Origin of the sequence: Mangrovihabitans endophyticus (genome assembly GCF_014646155.1) — a bacterium.
Taxonomy (GTDB): Bacteria; Actinomycetota; Actinomycetes; order Mycobacteriales; family Micromonosporaceae; genus Actinoplanes; species Actinoplanes endophyticus.
On the sequence record NZ_BMMX01000111.1, the window covers coordinates 1 to 1,694 of the forward strand.

Below are 1,694 nucleotides of genomic sequence, written 5' to 3' on the forward strand. Positions count from 1 at the left end.
GCCACACCCATCAACATCGATCGATCAGAGCGGCCTGGCCGAACGAGCAGCCATCAACTGCGAATCATCGAGGCTAGGTAGTGAGCTTTATCGCCGTGCCTTTGAGGGCTCGACCGGATGCGAGATGCGCGAGCAAGCGGACGTGACTGGGCAGACGGAACCCTCGATCCTGAGGGCGACGCTTCGACTACATGATATCGCCGAGGATGAACCCTACCTGTCGAGATACCAGGTGGGGCTTGCGCAGGAATACGATGATCACCGGCAGGAACTGCTGAGGAGGGGTCGAGCCCTCCCCGGCGCACGGGAGACACTCTCGATGCTCTTCAGTGACCAGCACGTGGTGCAGAGTGTACTGTCCGGCAACCTGCGTGCCGTCTCGATGATCAAGCTTGAAACCTTCGATCTGGATAGGTATCTAGACGTTGAAGTAGGTGCGTATGGCGACGACGAAAGCGACCGGCCGAGGCTGGTAGCCATAGCTCAAAAGCGAGCTGAAACGAAGTACGGGGCACCATTCGGGCGCGAGAACACCATTATCATCGGCGATAGCACCCACGATATCGCTACGGGCAAGACCGGCGGGGCCAGCACGCTCGGCGTCGCGACAGGCTCCGACGGTATCGACGCCTTGCGCGCGGCGGGAGCGGATGCCGTGGTGCCAGACCTTACTGATGCCGCTGAGATCCACAAGCTGTTACGCAGTCTTATCAACTAGCGCGCCTCTGCCGGTTGCCTCACGACCCCGGACGCGACGTCACAGACCGTCATTCCGGCTTGCAAGGCTGCATTGATTCCTGCCTCGGAATCCTCGTAGACTAAGCAGCGGCCTCGATCTGCACCCATCATTTGGGCAGCCAGCAGAAAGATGTCCGGTGCGGGCTTTCCTCTTCCCGTAGCGACATCGCTCCACGTAGCTACCTTGTCCACGACGGCGTCGAGCCCAGTGGCCTGAAGTCCTGCGACCACAACATCGCTCGACGCGTTCGAGCCGATAGCTACCTCTTGTCCTCGTCCATTCGCTAAACGCGCGATTGATGCGATCGGTTCAATCACCTGGAGCAGCGGCGCTGCTTCAATGACGTACCTGCGGCATCGATGGATAATTTTGTCAATGGATTCGGGCAACGTGCCGAATTCTTGCTCCCATGATCGGAGCAGGTCAGGAGACGCAATGGCTTGACGTGGCCAGTACCAGTCCGGGTCAAGGAACACCCCGCTATCCGCCAAGGAATCCGACAAGGCACGGAAGCACACCTCGGTCGAGTCTACTAGCGTGCCGTCCCAATCGAAGATTAGAGCGTCGAAGCCGGTCCCGTCGGGCGGGACGATCGTGGCGTTCACTCCGTCAAGATACCGTCGGCTTCCGGCCGGCTGCTATGGCGAAATCGAAAGCTACTGGCTAGCGACGCATTTTCCGCGACCCCGACCCGCAACCTCGCCCGAGGTGCCCTACTGCCAGCATCGATGATTCGAGCGGCGACGGCCGGGCCATCCTGGCCGTGGGAAACCCGGACACCGCCGACAACGTCGTCACCTACGTGCCCGGCACCGGCGCCGACCTGTCCAAAGTCGGCGGCGACATCACCCGCACCGACCTGATGGCCGGCGACGCCGCCCTCTACGCCCCGGACGCGTCCACCTCAGCGGTGTTCTGGCTGGGCTACGACGCTCCGGACAGCATCCCCCAAGCC

2 protein-coding genes and 1 pseudogene are annotated in these 1,694 nt (G+C 61.5%); 2 read left to right on the plus strand and 1 reads right to left on the minus strand.

Features of this window, described 5'->3' with window-relative positions; all coding sequences use genetic code 11:
• Window positions 1-718 (plus strand): HAD hydrolase-like protein (locus IEY73_RS32580; protein WP_229716403.1); only part of this gene is annotated, 718 nt, incomplete at its 5' end.
• Here IEY73_RS32580 and IEY73_RS32585 read toward each other — a convergent pair.
• The gene (locus IEY73_RS32585; RefSeq protein WP_189083203.1) at window positions 715-1,344 is read right to left on the minus strand and encodes an HAD family hydrolase; all 630 of its coding nucleotides are present in this window, start codon (window positions 1,342-1,344) and stop codon (window positions 715-717) included. The genes IEY73_RS32580 and IEY73_RS32585 overlap by 4 nt on opposite strands.
• 128 nt (window positions 1,345-1,472) lie before the next feature.
• Here IEY73_RS32585 and IEY73_RS32590 point away from each other — a divergent pair.
• Window positions 1,473-1,694 (plus strand): annotated as a pseudogene (locus IEY73_RS32590) (alpha/beta hydrolase); the annotation flags it as partial.